The sequence below is a fragment of the Campylobacter armoricus genome, from assembly GCF_013372105.1.
Classification (GTDB): Bacteria; Campylobacterota; Campylobacteria; order Campylobacterales; family Campylobacteraceae; genus Campylobacter_D; species Campylobacter_D armoricus.
Genome location: NZ_CP053825.1, coordinates 186,088 through 201,866 on the forward strand (window position 1 = coordinate 186,088; position 15,779 = coordinate 201,866).

The window sequence follows — 15,779 nt, forward strand, 5'->3', positions numbered from 1 at the left end:
TAATATAAAGGTTAGATTATGAAAGTTATGGTTATACAAGGTCCAAACATTAATATGCTAGGCATGAGAGAAACTCACATTTATGGCAATATGAAAATGGATGATATTCATGAGCAAATGAAATTAGCTGCAAAACAAGCAAATGCAGAAATTGAGTTTTTTCAGAGTAATTTTGAAGGTGAATTGGTTGATAAAATTCAAGAATGCTTAGGTAGTGTAGATGGAGTGATCATAAATGCGGCTGCTTATGCACATACTTCTATCGCAATTCGTGATGCGATTGCAGCGATTAATCTACCTGTAATTGAAGTGCATATTAGCAATACTTACAGAAGAGAAGAATTTAGACAAAAAAGTATGATAGCTCCAGTTTGTGCAGGTAGTATAGTAGGTTTTGGTCCTTTTGGTTATCATATGGCTTTAATGGGACTTTTCCAAATTTTTGATCAAATCAATGCATATAAAGCAGCTCAAGCAAAAGCACAACAAGCAAATCAATGAATTTTATCTTAAAAAACGAAAATGCACTTTTTTATGAGTGTGGCTATTCTTGTGATAATGCTTTATTTTTAAAACTTGAAGATGAAGCATTTTTCATCACTGATGCAAGATATAGTTTTGAATCTAATGAATTTATAAAAAATGCTAAGGTGGTTTTAGCACAAGATCTTTTTGCTAGTGCTAGAGAGCTTTTGGAAAAAGTAGGAGTTGATAGAGTATGTTTTGACCCAAAAGACTTTAGCTATTTTGAATTTAAAGAGCTTAGCAAGAGTGCAAATATCGTTTTTGAAGAAAAATTAGACTTAAGTAAAAACAAACGCATTATAAAAAATGCCAAAGAATTACAACTTTTGCAAAAGGCTGTAGATTTTGGCAAAGAATGCTTTGAAGAATTTGCTAAATATATTAGTCAAGAAGGTCATGGAAAAAGTGAAAAAGAATTGCATTTTAAAGCATGTGAAATTTTTCAAAAAAAAGGTGCCTTAGGACTTTCTTTTTCACCTATTGTAGCTATTAATGAAAACGCAGCTAAAGCACATGCTTTACCTAGTGATAAATGTTTAGAATATGGAGATTTATTATTAGTTGATGCGGGTGTGGTTTATCAAAGGTATTGCTCTGATCGAACTAGAACAGCTTGTTTTAATGAGAATGGAATAATTTTTGATAAAAATAAGCCAAATTTTAAAGACAAAGAAATCACGCAAATTTATGAAGTAGTTAAGCAAGCTCAGTTTCAGGCCATAGAAAAAGCACGCGTTGGTATGAGAGCAAGTGAGCTTGATTTTATTGCAAGAGAAGTGATTAAAAATGCAGGCTTTGAAAAAGAATTTATTCATAGCTTAGGGCATGGAGTGGGGCTTGATATACATGAACTACCAAACATTAGTCCAAGAAGTGATTATGAGTTAAAAGAAGGTATGGTTTTTACCATTGAACCTGGAATTTATATCAAAGATAAACTTGGCATTAGAATAGAAGATATGGTCTATCTTAATAAAGAAAAGGCAGTGGTATTATAACTTGCTGATTAAAGGAGCTAGAAGGTTAGAAAAAATTCGTTTTTTTCCTTTTTATTCAAAGGCAGATAAAAAAGGAAAATATATAGCTATTATAGGACTTGGAAGTAATATAGAAGATGAAAAAAAACGCTTTCGAGGTTTATTTAGGCTTTTTATACAAGATAAACGCTTGCAAATATTGCAAACATCGCCATTTTTGATTAATAAAGCTTTTGGCTTTGAAGAGCAAAAAGACTTTACTAATGCAGTGATGGTTGTTAGCACAAGTTTGCATGCAAGAGCACTTTTAAAAGTTTTGTTTTTTTATGAATTTAAATTTAGAAGAAAAAGAACTTTTAAAAATGCTCCTAGAACGCTTGATTTGGATTTATTGTATTTTTCAAAAAAGGTGCGAAAAGATGAGTATTGTATGGTGCCTCATGTGGGGGTAAATGATAGAATTAGTGTAATTTTGCCTTTGGGCATGTTAAGATAAGGAAAAATATGGGACAATTGATTCATACTTTTACGGTTGAAAGCACAGATGAGATTATACCTAAAGTTAAACAAGATTATGGCGATAAAGCTTTAATAGTAACTAATAAGCAAATTCGTCCAAAAACTATTAATCAAAAGCCTTTATATGAAGTTATAGTAGCGATTGAAGAAGCTGATTATGAAGAGCATTTAAAACAAAACAATTTACCTATACCACCAAAGAAAAAACCAACTACCCCAAATTTTCCTGAAGCTAAAATTCAAACACCAAAGCTTGAAGATGAAAAAGAAGAAGATGTAGTACTTGATTTTTCTTCAAAAGCTAAACAAAAACCTATAAATCCTTACTTAAATACAAATAAAAAAGATGATAATTTTTTAAATTTAAAAAATAAACTTTCTCAAGTTAGTTCAGAGATTAGTAAGGTTTCTAATTATCAAGATTTCTCCATGCCAAATTCAAATTATGATAAGAAAATAGAAGCCTTTGAAAAACAAATGAATAAACTCAATGATAAAATGAATTTGCTTGTGGATATGATGTGGGATGATAAGACCGATTTACGCAAAGAACTGGTTATACCACCTGAATTTGCAAGTATTTATAAACAGGCTAAGGCAAGTGGTATGCAAGAAGCACATTTAGAAGCTATTATGAAAGCTACTATTGAAAATATGCCAAGCACTATGAAAGCTAATCAAGAAGCGGTTCAAAGATATTTTTACTCACTTTTGCGTAATATGCTTCCATGTCGCTTAGAAAGTGAAATTAAAAAGCAAAAAATTATGATGTTAGTAGGTCCAACAGGAGTGGGTAAAACTACTACTTTAGCAAAACTTGCTTTTCGCTATGCGTATGGAGATAGACGCTATAAAACAGGTATCATCACACTTGATACCTATAGAATAGGTGCAGTAGAGCAACTTTTCCAATATGCTAAGATGATGAAACTTCCTATTATTGATAGTATCGAGCCAACAGATTTAGATGATGCAATAAGAAGTTTAAATACTTGTGAAGTGATTTTAGTAGATACAACTGGAAATTCACAATATGATAAAGCAAAACTTGAAAAGACTAAAGAATTTTTATCACATTCTAATGCACAAATTGATGTAAATTTAGTTCTTTCGGCAAATACAAAATATGAAGATTTATTAGAAACTTATAATAATTTTTCATTTTTAAATATCGACACCTTAATCATTACAAAATTTGATGAAACCAAAGTGTTTGGAAATGTGTTTTCTTTGCTTTATGAAACTGCTACACCAATGAGTTTTTTTTCTTTGGGGCAAGAAGTACCTGATGATATAGAAGTAGCAAATAGTGACTTTTTAGTGCGTTGTGTATTAGAAGGTTATAGGAGAGAAGAAAATGAGTAATCAAGCAGAAAAATTAAAAGATTTGATAAAAAATGATAATTCAAATGCAAAGCATACTCATTTTATAGCAGTAACTAGTGGTAAAGGTGGTGTTGGTAAAAGTACTTTTAGTGCAAATTTAGGCAATATCTTGGCTAAAAATGGTTATAAAGTAGGGCTTTTTGATGCAGATATTGGGCTTGCGAATTTAGATGTAATTTTAAATGTGCGTGTGGAAAAAAACCTTTTGCATGTTTTAAAGGGTGAGTGCTCATTAGAAGATATTTTAATTGAAGTTAAGCCAAATTTATGGCTTATCCCAGGTGAAAGTGGTGATGAAATTTTAAAATATAATGATAAAAATATATATGAGAGATTTTTAAACCAAACAAGCATTTTAGATGATTTAGATTTTTTAATCATTGATACAGGAGCAGGTATTGGTGGCAATATAGGAAATTTTCTAGAAATGTCTGATGAAGTTATAGTAATCACTGTTCCTGATCCTGCTGCTATTACTGATGCTTATGCTACTATAAAAACTACTTCAAAAACTAAAGAGAATTTATTAATGGTGTTTAATGTTGTCAAAAATGAAAGCGAAGCATTAAGAATTTTTGATAATATTAAAAAAGTAGCTGATATTAACATTAAGCATAATTTAGATTTAGAATTTTTAGGATTTTTGGGTCAAAGTAAAGATATTAACTCAAGCATCAAAAAGCGAACTTTGTTTAGCGATGATGATACAAATGCAAGTGATGAGCTAAAAGTTATAGCTTCTAAGCTTTTATATAGATTGGAACAAAAAGTGCTTAATAATGTAGGAGATAAAAGCATTATGAGTTTTTTTAAAAAGCTTTTGGATCGTTTTTAGATTGAAGGAAAAAGATGAGACCAGAGAATTTTGTAGCTTTTTTTACTGTTTGCGGGTTTTTTATAGGCTTAATGTTTACCATAGTTAATATAGAAGATGCGTTAGAAATAGTTGTATATACTTGTTTGATTACTTTTGTATTTTATGTATTAATTCATATAGTGATTATGATTTTTGTAGATGTTAATAAGATTAGTGGTAGAAGTTTTAATAAAGAAAAATATGAAAATGAAAATAATAGCTTTATAGCAGAATTAGCTGCAAGAGAAAAGAAAATGGATTATTTGCTTGAAAAACTTCAAGAAGAGCGTGATGATCTTAAAAAGCTTGAAAGCTCTTCAAAGAGAAAAGTAAAACATGCAGCCGCATAATGCCTATGCTTCTACGCTAAAAAAAGAACAAGATGAATTAGTCATCTCCTATATGCCAGCATTAAAGGCTATGGCTTTTAGACTTAAAGAGCGCTTACCTGCTAGTATTGATGTAAATGATTTAATTAGTATAGGCGTAGAAGAGATGATAAAACTTTCACGCCGTTATGATAAAGAACAAAATGATAATTTTTGGGGTTTTGCGAGAAAAAGAGTTAATGGGGCTATGCTTGATTATCTAAGAAGTTTAGATGTAATGAGTAGAAGCAATAGAAAAATTATCAAAGATATTGATGCTATCATAGATGAGTTTTATCAAGAAAATGAAAAAGAACCTGATGATGAGTATTTAGCACAAAGACTTAATTTAGAAGTAGAAAAGGTAAAAGAAGCAAGAGCAGCTCATGCTATATCGCTTGTTATGCCTTTGGATGAACAGCTAAATTGCTTTAACGATAGCAATATCATAGAGCAAATAGAAAAAGAAGAATTAATAGAAAAAATCAATGCAGTTTTAGAAGAATTCAAAGAAAGAGAAAAGCTTGTAATACAGCTTTATTATTATGAAGAATTAAATTTAAAAGAAATCGCAGAGATTTTAGAGATTAGCGAGTCAAGAATTTCACAAATTCATAAGCGTTTGCTTAAGAAGATTCGAGAAAGGCTAGTTTAATGGCTGAGATACTTTCCCAAGAAGAAATTGATGCTCTTTTAGAAGTTGTTGATGATGATAGTGATGAGAGTACAGCTACATCAAAATTAGAAGAAATAGAAGATAAAAGAGATATAGTTGTATATGACTTTAAGCGTCCAAATAGAGTTTCTAAAGAGCAACTTCGCTCTATTAAAGGGATTCATGATAAACTTGCAAGAAATCTTGCTTCACAAATCTCATCAATGATGAGAAGTATAGTTGAGATTAAACTGCATTCGGTTGATCAAATGACTTATGGTGAGTTTTTGATGTCTTTGCCTTCACCAACAAGCTTTAATGTTTTTTCGATTAAGCCTTTAGATGGAAATTGTGTTTTAGAGATAAATCCAAGTATTGCTTTTCCTATGATAGATAGACTTTTGGGTGGTCAAGGAGAGAGTTTTGATACTTTAAGAGAGCTTACAGAAATTGAGCTTAACTTGCTTGATTCTATTTTGCGTATTATTATGCAAAGATTAAAAGAAAGCTGGATGAATGTTACTGAAATTTATCCAAGTGTGGAAGCAAAAGAATCAAGTCCAAATGTTGTGCAAATTGTTTCACAAAATGAAATTGTCATTATGGTGGTAATGGAAATTATCATTGGAAATTCAAGTGGTATGGTGAATATTTGTTATCCTGTTGTGCATTTGGAAAGTATTTTGAGTCGTTTGGCAAATCGTGATATTATGATGGGTGAAACTTCAGCTAAAAAGTCAAGAAATAAAGAACTTAAAACCTTGATCGGTCGTGCTGAAGTTATATATGAAGCTATGCTTGGTAAAACTTTTATCAATGTGAATGAATTTTTGGATTTAAAGCAAGGAGATATTTTAAAACTTGATAGAAGTGCAGATGATAAAGCAATAGTGGCTATTGATAAAAAGGAAGTATTTTTAGCTCAAGTTGGGCTTCATAGATTTAGAAAATCAATTAAAATCTTAGAGCTTATTAAAACAGATAAAGATGAAATCAAAGAAATGCTTGAAAGATATGAAGATGAAAGACGAGCAAAAGCAAATTCTTATGATGATAATGAAGAACTAGAAGAGGAAGACGATGATCAATGATTTTTTAGGCATATTTGTCAATGAATGCGTAAGTACCATAGAAGGTTTAACTGGAAAAAGTGCTGAATTTAGTGAATATTATGAGTATGATGTAAATTCTCAAGATTCTATGACTCCACCATTAGTTAGTGCTACTTTTAGCATTAATAGTGAAATGAAAATGAAAGTTCTAGCTAGTGCGGTTTTAATGAGTGCAATTGGTGAGTGGATGATGGGAGAAGAAGAAATCTCCAAAAATAGTGAGCTAAATGAAGATGAAATGGATGCAGCTAAAGAAGCTATACAAAATATTATCTCAGCATTTTCCACAACCTTAGGTGCTCAAAAAGAAATTCCAAAAATGGAATTTAGTTTAGAAAATTGTGAATTTGTTGCAGATAGCTTAGAACTTGGTGGTTTTCACAAATTATACTTATATAATGTAAAAATAGCTGACTTAGAAGAAAAAGTTTCTTTGGTTTTTGATGAAAAAATTTATAAAGTTCTAACTAAAACTGATTTAGAAGAAATTGTTGCAATAGATGAAGAACATGTACAAGATCACAAAGCTTTAGCAAATGTTGAAGAATTAAGAAATATTGGTTTAATTATGGATGTACGCTTGCCTATAAGGGTGCGTATAGGTAGTAAAAAAATGCTTTTAAAAGATGTTTTAACTATGGATATAGGTTCAGTAATCGAGCTTGATCAATTAGCTAATGATCCTTTAGAAATTTTAATAGGTGATAAAAAAATTGCTTATGGGGAAGTGGTGATTGTAGATGGAAACTTTGGAGTACAAATTACTGAAATTGGATCTAAAAAAGAAAGATTAGAACAATTAAGATGAAAGAATGTATTATTGAAGATATTACTTATCTTCAAGAATTAGATAAGATTCAAAAGGGTATTACTTTTTTTGGTTCAGCAAGATTAAAAGAAGATGATGAGTATTGTATATTGGCTTCAAGTTTAGCGAAACGATTAGCTGATGAGGGTTATAGTATTATCAGCGGTGGAGGTGGAGGTATTATGCAAGCTGCTAATTATGGTGCTATGCAAAGCCAAACTCCACACTTAAAATCTTTTGGATTTAATATACATTTACCATTTGAGCAAAAAGCAAATGACTTTTTAGAGTATAATATCACTTTTAAGAGCTTAGCCATTCGCAAAATGGCTCTTATTCAAAAGAGTCTAGCTTTTGTGATTTTTCCAGGCGGCTTTGGAACATTAGATGAATTTTTTGAAATTCTTACTCTTAAACAACTTAGTTTTAAAAAAGATGTTCCTATTATTTTGGTCGGGCAAAAATTTTGGCATACTCTTGATAAATTTATCAAAACTTCTTTACTAGAACTTGGAACTATATCTAAAAATGATGAGTTAAAGTATAGTATAAATGATGATTTAGATGAAATTATAAGAATAATAAAGGAAAAAGATGAAAATTCTTGTTGCGATGAGCGGGGGTGTAGATAGTTCAGTTAGTGCTTATAAGTTAAAACAAGCTGGATATGAAGTTCAAGGGTGTTATATGAAACTTCATGGCAAAGCAAACTATCATGAAGAAAATATTCAAAAAGTAGAAAAAGTTGCTAAATTTTTAGACATTAAATATCATATTTTAGACTTACAAGAAGATTTTAAAAATCAAGTTTATATGCCTTTTATAAATACCTATAAAGAAGGAAAAACACCAAATCCTTGTGCTTTGTGTAATCGCTTTATCAAACTTGGTAAGCTTTTGGAATTTGCTAAGAGTTTGGGTTGTGAGAAATTAGCCACGGGTCATTATGCAAGGATAGAAAATGGTTTGATTAAAACTGCAGTTGATGAGAGTAAGGATCAAAGCTATTTTTTGGCAAATGCAGACAAAGAGGCTTTAGAGTATTTGATTTTTCCTCTTGGAGAGATGAAAAAAGAAGATGTGAAAAAATTTGCTTCTACAATTGATGTTTTAAAATCTTTTGCAACACAAAAGGAAAGTTCTGAAATTTGTTTTGTGGAAGATACTTATGTGCAAGTTTTAGATCAGTTTATGGATACTAAAATTCCAGGTATTGTAAGAGATAGTAGTGGCAAAGAAGTGGGAAAACACGAAGGTTATATGCACTATACTATAGGTAAAAGAAGAGGTTTTGAAGTGCGTGGGGCGCATGAGCCACATTTTGTATTAAAAATTGATCCTAAAAAAAATGAAATCATAGTAGGAAAAAAAGAAGAGCTTAAGATAAGTGAATTTAATCTTGATGATATTAATTTATTTATCGATGCTAAAGAGCTAGAATGTGAAGTAAAAATACGCTATAGATCAAGATCAACCCCATGCAAAGTCTTCATTAGTGATGATAAAAGTGCTAAAATCATCTTACAAGAGCCTGTTTATGGACTTGCTAGCGGACAAATGGCGGTATTTTACGACAAAGATTTAGTTCTTGCAAGCGGATTTATAAAATAAAAAAGCTAAAGGGTTGCACCCCTTTGGCATTGTATTCTTAATAGTTATTCTAATAAATCTGTTAATGGAATTTCTAAGCTTTTGGAAATTTTATATAAGTGCTCTAAATTAAAATGTTTACCATATCGATTGCACTCACAATTTGAATAAAACGCAACGGATTTTATGCCTATATCTAACGCTAATTCAAGTTGTGAAATTCCCTTTTTTTCTCTAAATTTTCTTATATTTGATGATATTTTTTTATAAAAATTTAGAATTTCTTCTTCACTAGAATTACTAAAGTCATCTTTCATTTTTTATCCTATAGGATTAATATGAAATTAAACTTTACAAGGATATAATTTTTTTAAATATATCCTATAGGATAAATTAAAGAGGTAATAATATGATAAAGAAAATTATTAGCAATGGTAGAAAGAGAATTTTTGACACGATCAATACAAAAGAAGTTAAGATAAAATATCTTGAAAATAATGAAATTTGTATCACACTAATAAACAAAGAAGATAATGAGTTTAATAATTTTAGATTTAATTGTTTGGAAAAATTTAAAGATGATATTTATAAATTTCTTACAGAAGAAACACAAGAAAACTTAATGGAAATAAAAAATTCTATTGTTCAATTTATTTATCAAGAAAATTTAATGTTAGGAGTTAGTCAATGAAGAAAACTATAATATTATGTGTTTTAGCAAGTATGAGTTTTGGTTATGTTGGTGATTGTAGATATCAAGAAAATATGTATGAACAAGCATTAAAACAATATGAGTATAGTCAAGCTGATTGGGATTATAGAGAGCTTAAAGAAGCTAAAAGAAAATTAGAAAGATGTTATAGAGAAAAACAACAGGAATATCTAAAACAAATGAGTGATTATTTAAATCGATATTAGTGGTTTATTCTAAAGATTTATTTTTAGAATAAATAACTAATAGATATAAGTATTAAAATATCTCCATAATGCTTATATCAAACCATAAAAGATCAAATTTAAGTAAAATTCCATAAATTACTGCACTAAACAATCCTGCGAAAATTCCCGCTAAAACATCATCTAGCATTACGCCTAAACCGCCTTTAGTTTTTTTGTCAATTTTACCTATGATAGAAGGTTTTGTGATATCAAAAAATCTAAACAAAACAAAAGAAAGTAAAAAAGTAAAAACACTCTGCCCACAAATTGCCAAAGCTAAAAACACACCTACAACTTCATCTATAACGATGTGTTTATCATCATGTTTGCCTGTTTGTTTTTCGTATTGATCGATGATTTTTATAGAGACTAGGAAAAGTAAAATTGCAAGTAAAATTAAAGTGCCTATGCCAAGATATCTTAGTATAAAAAAAGCAGGGATGAGTGCTGCTATCGTGCCAAAAGTTCCTGGAGCTTTACTTACACTACCTGAATAAAAAAAAGTTAAAAATAGTTTTTGCATGATTACACCATATATGACATTTGATGGAGTTTTATAAGTTGCTCGTAAAATTCTTTATCGCTTCTATATTCTAAAATACCATGCGTAGGAAAAAGGTTGCTATAAATATTTTGTTTATTATGGAAGCGATTTGGAAAAAGCTCAGATAAAATCAAAGCCGAAATTTCTCTTCTTATAAAAACTGCTGGTGGAATGATACCAAGTCTAAGTAAATTTTTTAAAGAATCTCCGTGGTATTTCATATGATGATGAGCTCCATGTGGGCATGATTTTGTGCTAACTATCATTTTGCACTCATCACAAAATACGAACTCAGGAAGTATAGTTACTTCTATATTATAATCTTTTGCAAAATCATCAAGAACGGTAAATGCTTTATTTTGGTTAAAATACATTCCAAGCCCTGCGTGATTTTGTCCTACGAAAAGTTTATTACAATCAAAACTTTTAGCTAAAGCACATTCAAGTATAGGATTTAAATGTGAGGCAAATATTTTTATATTATATAAAGGTATAAGTAAAACCCTAGAAGATGGTAGGTAATTTTGTGCAAAAATATCAAAACAACGCTTTTTGAGTTTTAAGTTTAAGCCATTATTTTCATAAGATTCTATAAGGAAAATAATCACTAGATCAGATTGTTCTATGGCCCATCTTAAAATTCTCTCATGTGCTCTATGAAAAGGATCAAAGCTTGAAACAATAGCTGTGATATTAGAAGGATTTAGTCTTTTTTTAATTTTTTCAAAATCTTCTTTAATGGCTTTAATGCGATTATTGTAAATTTCAAATTCACCACTTATGCAAGTTTTTCCAAAATCATCAATCAAACACGCATTAGGTCTAAAAATATCATTAGTATTTTTATCGTTTTTGAATTTGCTTTCTAAGATTATATGTCCTATAACTTTATCATCACATATAAATTCGATTTTTTCACCAATTCTTGCATTTTCTAAAGTTTTTTCATTTTCTTTTGTGTTTGCTGGAGCAAAGGTTAGAGTGTAAGGAATTTTTTGATTATGGATCATTCCTGTAGCTAAAACTTCATCTCTTTCTTTTTCATTCATTAATTTTGTAAAAGAACCAAAAATACCTTCTTTTATAAAACATAAAACTTCGTATTCTTCTTCTGAAATTATAATGCTATTTTTTCTTTGTAATGCCATATTTTTTCCTTTTTTCCCATAAAGATTTTCTTGAAATTCCTAATTTTTTTGATAAATCAGTATCAGGAAAGACATTTTGATAACTAATAATAATATGTTTAACATAATCATCAATAGTTAAAATTCCATTACTTTCAAAAGTTTTTTCATCAGTGTTTAACTCTACAACTTGGAATTTATCACATTCGATATTTGAATTTGTATGAATGATAACTGCTTTTTTTAAAGCAAGATTTAATATCTTCTCTTTTTCTAAAGCTTTTAAATTTTGAAAATTGACTAAATAATATAAAGAATTATCTTTAAAAATTTTATCTAAATTTTGATGATGAGAAAGATCAATATATATATTTGCAATATTATGTTCATTAGTATAATTAAAAACAAAATGATCAGCAAAAATTTGATTATTTGTTTTTAAAATCAATGGAAGTTTTATTTTTTTATAATCAATAGCAGGTAGTTTTGCTGTCTCGAATTTATGTTTTAAATAAGATTGATAAGTATGATTTAATATACTCATTTTTTTAAATTCTTGAAAATGCTTGATTTTGCGCGTAAGTTCTTCTATCATAAAAGGTTTTTGTATATAATCACTAGCTCCTGCTTTTAATGGTGTTAAAACCGTATCTGAACTAATATAAGAAATAAGCAAAATAATAATTTTGTGTTTAAAAATTTCTATAATATGTTCAAAATTATTCATACTAGTAGAAAGTAGAATGATTTCATAATCATATTCAGTAAGTTCATTAATATTTGCTATTATATTACATTCATAACCTATAGAATTAAGTTTTGAACCTATACTTTGAGCTAAATAAAATTCATTTTCTACAATTAAAACTTTCATAATTTCATCCAATCAAAATATTTTAAATTTACACTTGCTAAAACAGCAATCCCTTCTTTTCTTCCTATAAATCCTAAGTGTTCTGTGGTGGTAGCTTTAATATTGATTTTATTTGGAGTAGTTTTTAAAATTTTGGCTATATTAAATGCAATATCTTCTTTAAAATCTTTCATTTTGGGTGTTTGGGCTATGATGGTAATATCAGCATTTACAAGCTCAAAACCATAATTTTGCACTAAAGTATAAGCACTTTGTAATAAAAGCATAGAATCAGCGTTTTTATACTGCATATCATTATCTGGGAAAAGCTCACCAATATCTCCAAGTCCTGCCGCGCCTAAAAGTGCGTCAATTAATGCATGAGCTAAAACATCTCCATCAGAATGTGCTTTTAAACCCATACTTTCATGCACTTTTACTCCACCCAAAAGTAAGGCTCTTTGCTCTCCAAATTCATGCACATCAAAGCCACTTCCATTAAAAATATCCCAAGATGGCTTTGGCAAATTTAAGTTTTTTAAATCTTCTTTAAAAGTGATTTTTTTAGCTAGTTCTTCACCTTGCACATACCAAATTTTACCGCCTATGGCTTGAATTGCCGTGCTATCATCAGTAAAACTTGTATTTTGTTCTAAAGCTTTTTTTAGCATATTTGTGCGAGAAAGTTGTGGGGTTTGTATGAGTTTGATTTTATCTCTTTCTATAGCTTCTTGAGCATAAATTGTTGTATCACTTACCTTTAAAACAGGGGTGATACAATCAGCTTTATCATAATTTTCTATGATATTATCAAAAAGGTTTTTAGAGATTAAAACTCTTGCTACATCACTAACTAAAACATATTCACTTTGCACTAAATTTAAAGCATTAAGTAAAGATTGTGCTCTAGTTTCACCACCTTTAACAAAATGATATTCAGGGGCAAATTTTTTCATATAAGAAATATTACTAGAAGTAACAACTACCTGTTTAAAAGGATAAAAAGAACTTAAATTTTTAGTAACATACAACCATAATGGTTGATCCCCTAGTCTTAAAAATTGTTTTTTCACTGGGGAATTAAATCTTGAAGATTCTCCGGCAGATAGCATAATCAAGGAAATATCTAACATTTGTTACACCTTAATTTTTTGTTGATGTTACGATATTATACACCATAAAAGCCAAAATTTATATTTATGTTAGTAGAATTAATTATTTTAAATAAAAGGAGAAAACATTGAAGGAAAAAATAGAAGAAAGACTAAAACAAGTTGTATATCCAGGATTTAAAAAGGATATAGTAAGTTTTGGTTTTGTTAAGAAAATTGAGATTAACGAAAATAAAGCTCATATTATAGTAGAAATTGTTTCGGCTAATACTCAGGTTTCACAAGAGCTTAGAGAGAATATTGTAAATGTTTTAAAAGATTTAAATTTAGAACTTAATTTAGAAATTATTCAACCAAAAATACCTGAAGAAAAAAGTAATTCAAGAAGTGGTAAAAATATTGCTCCACAAATTAAAAATTTTCTTATGATTTCAAGTGGAAAAGGTGGAGTAGGCAAAAGTACTACAACTTTAAATTTAGCTATTTCTTTAGCTAAAATGGGTAAAAGAGTAGGGCTTTTAGATGCTGATATTTATGGACCAAATATACCAAGAATGTTAGGTGAGAGTAAAAGTAAACCTGAAATTGTAGGGCAAAAAATTCGTCCTATTTTGTCTCATGGAGTTTATATGATGAGTATGGGTGTGCTTATAGAAGAGGGTAAAGGTTTAATGTGGCGTGGTTCTATGATTATGAAGGCTATTGAGCAGCTTTTATCTGATGTGCTTTGGCCTGAACTTGATGTATTATTACTTGATATGCCTCCTGGAACGGGTGATGCACAAATTACTCTAGCTCAAAGTGTACCAGTGAGTGCAGGGGTGTGCGTAAGTACTCCACAAGTAGTATCTTTGGATGATAGTAAAAGAGCACTAGATATGTTTGAAAAATTGCATATTCCTGTTGCAGGTATCATAGAAAATATGAGTGGTTTTTTATGCCCTGATAATGGTAAAGAATATGACATTTTTGGAAAAGGTACCACAGAAGAAATGGCAAAAGCTTATAAATGTGAAGTTTTAGCTCAAATTCCTATTGAAATGAGTGTAAGAGAAGGTGGAGATAGTGGAAAACCAGTGAGTTTTTATATGCCTGAAAGCGTAAGCTCAAAAAGATATTTGCAAGCTGCTGAAAAAATTTGGGAATTTATAGAAAAGGTTAATCAAGAAGGTAAAGTAGATAATTCAGCTATTCAACCTGTAATGAATGGCAAAAGCGCGTGCTCGCAATAAGGAGAAACAATGGCAATAGAAAATAAAGAAGAGTTTTTAAATTTAATCAAACAAATCGAACAAAGGATTAATTATAAAAAGCCTAAAGCTTTTGCTATAGCAAGACTTGATCTAAGTCAAGTTGATTCTAGTAAAAAGCTTCAAGCTAATTTTGGTGTGATTAATTTTGAGCAAAATTATGCTGCTGCTGCAGTGATGTTTGAAGCATTTTTTAGAAGAGGGGTTGATATTGATTTTAATGAAAGTGAATTTGTAGCTACTTTGATCAAAGAAGATTTAGATTTTGCACTTGAATGTTTTGCACCATTTTTACAAGAACAAGGCCATAAAAATATAGAAGTTATAAAAGCAGCAAAGGAAAATTTTAGAGAAAATACTTTTTCTTTTGTTTGTATTTTTGAAGATGAAGCACCAAAAAGCTTAGAAAGTGTGTATTTAAAACTTTACTTGCTTTCAAACAAAAAAGTGCCTTTAAGAAGCTTAAATTTAACAGGTGCCTTTGGAATTTTACCAAATGTTGCATGGAGTGATAATAAGCCTATTGATTTAGACTTTTTAAGAGAAAATGAGATTGATTTAAAAATGAGTGGAAGATATCCAAGGATTGATTATGTGGATAAATTTCCAAGATTTCTAGCTCATGTAATTCCTGAAGATAATACTAGAATTTTAGAAAGTTCTAAAGTAAGAATGGGTGCGGTCTTGGCTGCAGGTACTACTATAATGCCAGGTGCTGCTTATGTGAATTTTAATGCAGGAACAACTGGTGCTTGTATGGTGGAAGGTCGTATTAGCTCTTCAGCTGTGGTAGGTGAGGGAAGTGATGTAGGAGGCGGTGCTTCTATACTCGGTGTTTTAAGTGGTACCAGTGGTAATGCTATTAGTATAGGTAAATCTTGTCTTTTGGGTGCAAATTCAGTTACAGGAATTCCTTTAGGGGATAATTGTATAGTTGATGCAGGTATTGCTGTTTTAGAAGGGACTAAATTTGCTTTAAGAAATAAAGATGAACTTCAAAAAATCAATCCTGACTTTAACTTTGATAAAGATATATACAAAGGTTTAGAATTAGCAGGATTAAATGGTTTGCATTTTAGACAAGATTCTCAAAGTGGAGTGATGATAGCAGCTTTTAATAAAAAGGCTGTAAAACTTAATGAAGATTTGCATTAATTC

The 15,779-nt window shown here is 29.7% G+C and carries 20 protein-coding genes; 15 read left to right on the forward strand and 5 right to left on the reverse strand.

Translation table 11 applies throughout. From position 1 onward, the window contains the following. The first annotated feature begins 18 nt into the window (after positions 1-18). Genes aroQ through mnmA form a run of 11 tightly spaced genes read left to right on the forward strand, consistent with a single transcriptional unit; the run spans position 19 to position 8,817 of the window. On the forward strand, positions 19-501 hold the full coding sequence (aroQ, locus tag CARM_RS01020) for a type II 3-dehydroquinate dehydratase (RefSeq protein WP_139424274.1): 483 nt from the start codon (positions 19-21) through the stop codon (positions 499-501). Beyond that, entirely contained in the window at positions 498-1,523 is a 1,026-nt protein-coding gene (locus CARM_RS01025) for a M24 family metallopeptidase (protein ID WP_139424276.1), read from the forward strand. The genes aroQ and CARM_RS01025 overlap by 4 nt, the downstream gene beginning before the upstream one ends. Before the next feature lies 1 nt (position 1,524). Beyond that, complete coding sequence (gene folK / locus CARM_RS01030) at positions 1,525-1,998, forward strand: 2-amino-4-hydroxy-6-hydroxymethyldihydropteridine diphosphokinase (protein ID WP_139424278.1); 474 nt, start codon at positions 1,525-1,527, stop codon at positions 1,996-1,998. An 8-nt stretch (positions 1,999-2,006) separates the two neighbouring features. Beyond that, a complete protein-coding gene (flhF, locus tag CARM_RS01035) occupies positions 2,007-3,386 on the forward strand; it encodes a flagellar biosynthesis GTPase FlhF (protein ID WP_139424280.1) in 1,380 nt (459 codons plus the stop codon). Continuing rightward, positions 3,379-4,242: a P-loop NTPase gene (locus CARM_RS01040; protein ID WP_139424282.1), complete on the forward strand. Its 864-nt coding sequence runs from the start codon at positions 3,379-3,381 to the stop codon at positions 4,240-4,242. Before flhF ends, CARM_RS01040 begins: the two co-directional genes overlap by 8 nt. A 14-nt stretch (positions 4,243-4,256) precedes the next feature. Then, positions 4,257-4,613, forward strand: coding sequence for a hypothetical protein (locus CARM_RS01045; RefSeq protein WP_139424284.1), 357 nt, complete (start codon positions 4,257-4,259; stop codon positions 4,611-4,613). Next, positions 4,600-5,286, forward strand: coding sequence for an RNA polymerase sigma factor FliA (locus tag CARM_RS01050; RefSeq protein ID WP_139424286.1), 687 nt, complete (start codon positions 4,600-4,602; stop codon positions 5,284-5,286). Before CARM_RS01045 ends, CARM_RS01050 begins: the two co-directional genes overlap by 14 nt. Beyond that, positions 5,286-6,377 carry a flagellar motor switch protein FliM gene (gene fliM / locus CARM_RS01055; RefSeq protein ID WP_139424288.1) on the forward strand — a complete coding sequence of 364 codons (1,092 nt, stop codon included), beginning with the start codon at positions 5,286-5,288 and terminating at the stop codon, positions 6,375-6,377. Before CARM_RS01050 ends, fliM begins: the two co-directional genes overlap by 1 nt. Continuing rightward, complete coding sequence (gene fliY, locus CARM_RS01060; protein ID WP_139424290.1) at positions 6,367-7,206, forward strand: flagellar motor switch protein FliY; 840 nt, start codon at positions 6,367-6,369, stop codon at positions 7,204-7,206. Before fliM ends, fliY begins: the two co-directional genes overlap by 11 nt. Continuing rightward, positions 7,203-7,838 (forward strand): LOG family protein, encoded by a 636-nt coding sequence (locus CARM_RS01065; protein ID WP_139424292.1) that lies wholly within the window; start codon positions 7,203-7,205, stop codon positions 7,836-7,838. The genes fliY and CARM_RS01065 overlap by 4 nt, the downstream gene beginning before the upstream one ends. Then, positions 7,801-8,817, forward strand: a complete 1,017-nt coding sequence (gene mnmA, locus CARM_RS01070) for a tRNA 2-thiouridine(34) synthase MnmA (RefSeq protein WP_139424294.1) — start codon at positions 7,801-7,803, stop codon at positions 8,815-8,817. Before CARM_RS01065 ends, mnmA begins: the two co-directional genes overlap by 38 nt. 44 nt (positions 8,818-8,861) lie before the next feature. Here the strand turns inward: mnmA and CARM_RS01075 are convergent, their stop codons facing one another. Beyond that, positions 8,862-9,113, reverse strand: coding sequence for a helix-turn-helix domain-containing protein (locus tag CARM_RS01075; protein ID WP_139424296.1), 252 nt, complete (start codon positions 9,111-9,113; stop codon positions 8,862-8,864). A 92-nt stretch (positions 9,114-9,205) separates the two neighbouring features. Between CARM_RS01075 and CARM_RS01080 the strand changes: the two genes are divergently transcribed. Both CARM_RS01080 and CARM_RS01085 read left to right on the forward strand, forming a co-directional pair. Beyond that, positions 9,206-9,487, forward strand: a complete 282-nt coding sequence (locus CARM_RS01080) for a hypothetical protein (protein ID WP_139424298.1) — start codon at positions 9,206-9,208, stop codon at positions 9,485-9,487. Beyond that, entirely contained in the window at positions 9,484-9,714 is a 231-nt protein-coding gene (locus tag CARM_RS01085; protein ID WP_139424300.1) for a hypothetical protein, read from the forward strand. Before CARM_RS01080 ends, CARM_RS01085 begins: the two co-directional genes overlap by 4 nt. Positions 9,715-9,766: 52 nt before the next feature. On the opposite strand, the gene CARM_RS01090 is transcribed toward CARM_RS01085, so the two are convergent. From CARM_RS01090 to CARM_RS01105, 4 genes are read right to left on the reverse strand one after another with little or no spacing between them, the layout of a single operon-like run. Next, the gene (locus tag CARM_RS01090; protein ID WP_039666543.1) at positions 9,767-10,258 is read right to left on the reverse strand and encodes a phosphatidylglycerophosphatase A family protein; all 492 of its coding nucleotides are present in this window, start codon (positions 10,256-10,258) and stop codon (positions 9,767-9,769) included. 2 nt (positions 10,259-10,260) lie between these two features. Next, positions 10,261-11,427, reverse strand: coding sequence for a sulfate adenylyltransferase (locus tag CARM_RS01095; protein WP_139424302.1), 1,167 nt, complete (start codon positions 11,425-11,427; stop codon positions 10,261-10,263). After that, positions 11,405-12,280: a response regulator gene (locus CARM_RS01100; protein WP_139424304.1), complete on the reverse strand. Its 876-nt coding sequence runs from the start codon at positions 12,278-12,280 to the stop codon at positions 11,405-11,407. Before CARM_RS01100 ends, CARM_RS01095 begins: the two co-directional genes overlap by 23 nt. Further along, positions 12,277-13,392, reverse strand: a complete 1,116-nt coding sequence (locus CARM_RS01105) for a bifunctional 2-C-methyl-D-erythritol 4-phosphate cytidylyltransferase/2-C-methyl-D-erythritol 2,4-cyclodiphosphate synthase (protein ID WP_139424306.1) — start codon at positions 13,390-13,392, stop codon at positions 12,277-12,279. Before CARM_RS01105 ends, CARM_RS01100 begins: the two co-directional genes overlap by 4 nt. Before the next feature lie 107 nt (positions 13,393-13,499). Here CARM_RS01105 and CARM_RS01110 point away from each other — a divergent pair, with 107 nt between their 5' ends. Together CARM_RS01110 and CARM_RS01115 are read left to right on the forward strand one after the other, a co-directional pair. Continuing rightward, positions 13,500-14,603 (forward strand): Mrp/NBP35 family ATP-binding protein, encoded by a 1,104-nt coding sequence (locus tag CARM_RS01110; RefSeq protein ID WP_139424308.1) that lies wholly within the window; start codon positions 13,500-13,502, stop codon positions 14,601-14,603. 9 nt (positions 14,604-14,612) lie between these two features. Next, positions 14,613-15,776, forward strand: coding sequence for a tetrahydrodipicolinate N-succinyltransferase N-terminal domain-containing protein (locus CARM_RS01115; protein ID WP_139424310.1), 1,164 nt, complete (start codon positions 14,613-14,615; stop codon positions 15,774-15,776). Positions 15,777-15,779: the final 3 nt, after the last annotated feature.

What these genes read in the sequence shown, in the direction of transcription:
- CARM_RS01080 (WP_139424298.1), top strand. Translation starts at nt 9,206, where the DNA reads ATGATAAAGAAAATTATTAGCAATGGTAGAAAGAGAATTTTTGACACG.
- CARM_RS01040 (WP_139424282.1), top strand. Translation starts at nt 3,379, where the DNA reads ATGAGTAATCAAGCAGAAAAATTAAAAGATTTGATAAAAAATGATAAT.
- fliY (WP_139424290.1), top strand. Translation starts at nt 6,367, where the DNA reads ATGATCAATGATTTTTTAGGCATATTTGTCAATGAATGCGTAAGTACC.
- flhF (WP_139424280.1), top strand. Translation starts at nt 2,007, where the DNA reads ATGGGACAATTGATTCATACTTTTACGGTTGAAAGCACAGATGAGATT.
- CARM_RS01105 (WP_139424306.1), bottom strand. Translation starts at nt 13,392, where the DNA reads ATGTTAGATATTTCCTTGATTATGCTATCTGCCGGAGAATCTTCAAGA.
- CARM_RS01075 (WP_139424296.1), bottom strand. Translation starts at nt 9,113, where the DNA reads ATGAAAGATGACTTTAGTAATTCTAGTGAAGAAGAAATTCTAAATTTT.
- CARM_RS01050 (WP_139424286.1), top strand. Translation starts at nt 4,600, where the DNA reads ATGCAGCCGCATAATGCCTATGCTTCTACGCTAAAAAAAGAACAAGAT.
- CARM_RS01090 (WP_039666543.1), bottom strand. Translation starts at nt 10,258, where the DNA reads ATGCAAAAACTATTTTTAACTTTTTTTTATTCAGGTAGTGTAAGTAAA.
- CARM_RS01065 (WP_139424292.1), top strand. Translation starts at nt 7,203, where the DNA reads ATGAAAGAATGTATTATTGAAGATATTACTTATCTTCAAGAATTAGAT.
- CARM_RS01095 (WP_139424302.1), bottom strand. Translation starts at nt 11,427, where the DNA reads ATGGCATTACAAAGAAAAAATAGCATTATAATTTCAGAAGAAGAATAC.
- CARM_RS01115 (WP_139424310.1), top strand. Translation starts at nt 14,613, where the DNA reads ATGGCAATAGAAAATAAAGAAGAGTTTTTAAATTTAATCAAACAAATC.
- CARM_RS01025 (WP_139424276.1), top strand. Translation starts at nt 498, where the DNA reads ATGAATTTTATCTTAAAAAACGAAAATGCACTTTTTTATGAGTGTGGC.
- mnmA (WP_139424294.1), top strand. Translation starts at nt 7,801, where the DNA reads ATGAAAATTCTTGTTGCGATGAGCGGGGGTGTAGATAGTTCAGTTAGT.
- CARM_RS01100 (WP_139424304.1), bottom strand. Translation starts at nt 12,280, where the DNA reads ATGAAAGTTTTAATTGTAGAAAATGAATTTTATTTAGCTCAAAGTATA.
- aroQ (WP_139424274.1), top strand. Translation starts at nt 19, where the DNA reads ATGAAAGTTATGGTTATACAAGGTCCAAACATTAATATGCTAGGCATG.
- CARM_RS01085 (WP_139424300.1), top strand. Translation starts at nt 9,484, where the DNA reads ATGAAGAAAACTATAATATTATGTGTTTTAGCAAGTATGAGTTTTGGT.
- fliM (WP_139424288.1), top strand. Translation starts at nt 5,286, where the DNA reads ATGGCTGAGATACTTTCCCAAGAAGAAATTGATGCTCTTTTAGAAGTT.
- CARM_RS01045 (WP_139424284.1), top strand. Translation starts at nt 4,257, where the DNA reads ATGAGACCAGAGAATTTTGTAGCTTTTTTTACTGTTTGCGGGTTTTTT.